Source organism: Streptomyces rimosus subsp. rimosus (assembly GCF_000720725.1).
GTDB classification, from domain to species: domain Bacteria; phylum Actinomycetota; class Actinomycetes; order Streptomycetales; family Streptomycetaceae; genus Streptomyces; species Streptomyces rimosus_A.
The window spans coordinates 1-2,985 of sequence record NZ_JOCQ01000208.1 but is presented as its reverse complement, the minus strand read 5'-3'; the positions used below and the strand labels follow the sequence as shown (position 1 = coordinate 2,985).

Genomic DNA, 2,985 nt, shown 5'->3' with positions numbered 1-2,985 from the left:
GAGCGGGGTGGGTGGGGCGGGGGAGGGGGAGAGCAGAGGAACAGCTCGAGACGGCAGGTCGACTACACGCGTCGGCGCGCGATCCAAGCTGCGCCCTCGTGCCAATCAGCCTCGCTTCCGGCCCAGCACGGGGACTGCTGACCGCGCTCTGTGTCGTAGCGCACGACGGGGAGGGCCCAGCAGGTTGGCGACGGACGGCAGCTTGGTGGCGCGGTGAACGGCGACTCAATTACCACTTTCGGCTACACAGCGCTGCCCCGACCGACGTGGGAGCGCGGATGGAAAGGAGTACGGACGTGCGGGGGAACGCGGACTTTGCGGTGATGAGCAAGGGAGGGGATGGACATGCGTGAAGTGGGAGAGGAGGAGAGGAAGGCGCGCGCGGCGTTGACGCGCATCATCGAGCCTGGTGACGAGACGGTGGGGCGTTGGCTTCGGCAGATGACGCCCGTACACCTCGTACAGTCCCTGGTCGGCGAGCGGGAGACGCCGACGGGGGTGTCGGAAGAGAAGTTCGAGGGATTACGCCTGCGGGCGACCCGGTTGGACGTGGTGAAGAAGCCGGCCGAGGATCTCGCAGTCATCACCGCACTCGGCGGCCGGTTCGTGTGTCCCGGAGACGATGAGTGGCCGCAGCAGTTGAACGACTTGGGGGGCGGCAGGCCGATCGGCCTATGGGTACGCGGAAGGGCGAATCTGCGGTTGTGGGCGCTGCGGTCCGTGGCGATCGTCGGCTCCAGGGCGTGTACGGAATACGGCGCGCACATGGCGGCCACGTTGGGCGCGAGCCTGGCCGACCGTGGCTGGACCGTGGTGTCCGGAGCTGCTTACGGAGTGGACGGAGCAGCTCACAGAGGTGCCCTGGCGGCGGAAGGAGCCACGGTCGCAGTGCTCGCCTCCGGCGTCGACTATGCCTACCCGCGGGGGCACACCGAATTGATCGGCCGCGTGGCGGAACAGGGACTGGTGATCGCGGAGTTGCCTCCGGGAGATCACCCGACCCGGAGCCGGTTCATCATGCGGAACAGGCTCATCGCGGCCCTCACCCGGGGAACGGTTGTCGTGGAGGCCGAACTGCGCAGCGGCTCGCTGGTCACGGCGCGGCGGGCGTCGGGGTTGGGCCGCTTCACCATGGGCGTGCCGGGGCCTGCCACCAGCGGACTGTCGGCCGGCGTGCATCAGCTGCTGCGGAGTGAAGCCGTCGTGGTCACCAACGCTGCCGAGGTCATCGAGCTGGTCGGCAGCATCGGTGACCTCGCGCCCGTACAGCGGGGGCCTGTGCTCGCCCGCGATCTGCTGGACCCGGTGGCGAGCCGGGTGCTCGAAGCGGTCCCCGCGCGGGGTGGTGCGGACTCGCGACGACTGGCGCGGGATTCGGGCATGGCAGAGGAAGTGACGCAAGGCAAGCTCTTCGAGCTGCAGTCACTGGGGTTCGTTCAAAGGTGTGGTGCCGTCTGGGAGTTGGCCCGGCTGCCCGCGGCCACGCCGGCAGCCCGGCAAGGGGGCCCTTGACCTGGGGCGAACGGGTGAAAGGGGGAGGGCGGTGACCGCAGATTTCAGGCGTGCCCTGCTTCCGTTCGTGGGACTCCGTCATCGCTGGGCGGTGGCGGAGCACGTCGGCAGCCCACACGCCGGACGGGTGGCGAAGTCGCGTATGGGGGAGCGTGCGCCGGGCGCCCGTAACGCTGCCGCCACCCCCTGGGGGTGGAATCGGTGCCGCCTCCTGTAACCCAGGGGTGCGGGCAGCGGAACGTATCTGCGCACTCCCGAGCGACCCTTCATCGCGCATCGCAACACTGCAGTCACGCTACGCTCACGAGTAATCCCACCCTCACGCACGTGTTCCCCAGTGTTTCGGCAGAACGGCTCAAGGCGACGAATGCCCCAGCACACCTCCGGGTCCGACCGCGCGGCCGCGCCCCCCGCCGCGCGCGGTAGCGTGCGCCCCGCCGCGCCCACCTCGTTGGAGGAACTGTGGCGCGCCTACAAGACCTCGGGCGACGGGCGGCTGCGCGAGCAGCTGATCCTGCACTACTCACCCCTGGTGAAGTACGTCGCCGGCCGGGTCAGTGTCGGCCTGCCGCCCAACGTCGAGCAGGCCGACTTCGTGTCCTCCGGGGTCTTCGGGCTCATCGATGCCATCGAGAAGTTCGACCCCGAGCGTTCGATCAAGTTTGAGACGTACGCCATCACCCGCATCCGGGGCGCGATGATCGACGAACTGCGGGCACTGGACTGGATTCCACGGTCCGTACGGCAGAAGGCCAGGGCGGTCGAGCGTGCGTACGCCACGCTGGAGGCCAAACTCCGGCGTACTCCGTCCGAAGCGGAGGTGGCGTCGGAGATGGGCATTGCGCTGGAGGAACTCCATGGGGTATTCAGCCAGTTGTCGTTGGCCAATGTCGTCGCCCTGGAGGAGCTGCTGCACGTCGGCGGCGAGGGGGGCGACCGGCTGAGCCTGATGGACACGCTGGAGGACACGGCTGCCGACAACCCGGTCGAAGTGGCCGAGGATCGCGAGCTGCGTCGGCTGCTGGCCCGCGCCATCAACACACTCCCCGAACGGGAGAAGACCGTCGTCACGCTCTACTACTACGAGGGCCTCACACTTGCCGAAATCGGCAACGTCCTCGGGGTCACGGAGAGCCGGGTCAGCCAGATTCACACCAAGTCCGTCTTGCAGCTTCGGGCGAAGCTGGCTGATGTGGGGCGCTGAGCTGGGGCGTGTGGGGTTGGGCTTCGGTACCTATGTGGGGGTGCTGTTGCGGACGGGGCGTGTCCATTCGATTGATGGTGGGACCGGGCGGCGTGGACCGTGTCCGTTTCGGCCTGGCCGGACCGCGGGCCGTAAGAAGGATTACGGCTGGGCTGACTCATCCGCATCTGTTCACCGGCTTGTCGGCGATCGTGCTTCGGCCCGGCCGCCTGCTTGGCCTTCCGGCGCTCCTTCTTCCCCCCGGGGGCTTCCCCTCCCTCCCCCCCCGC

General features: G+C 68.6%; 2 protein-coding genes. Both read left to right on the top strand.

The window, feature by feature from the left end:
• Positions 1–345 precede the first annotated feature (345 nt).
• Complete coding sequence (gene dprA / locus IH45_RS0142395; RefSeq protein WP_030682431.1) at positions 346–1,512, top strand: DNA-processing protein DprA; 1,167 nt, start codon at positions 346–348, stop codon at positions 1,510–1,512.
• 367 nt (positions 1,513–1,879) lie between these two features.
• Positions 1,880–2,716, top strand: a complete 837-nt coding sequence (whiG, locus tag IH45_RS0142390) for an RNA polymerase sigma factor WhiG (protein WP_030682428.1) — start codon at positions 1,880–1,882, stop codon at positions 2,714–2,716.
• The last annotated feature ends 269 nt before the right edge of the window (positions 2,717–2,985 follow it).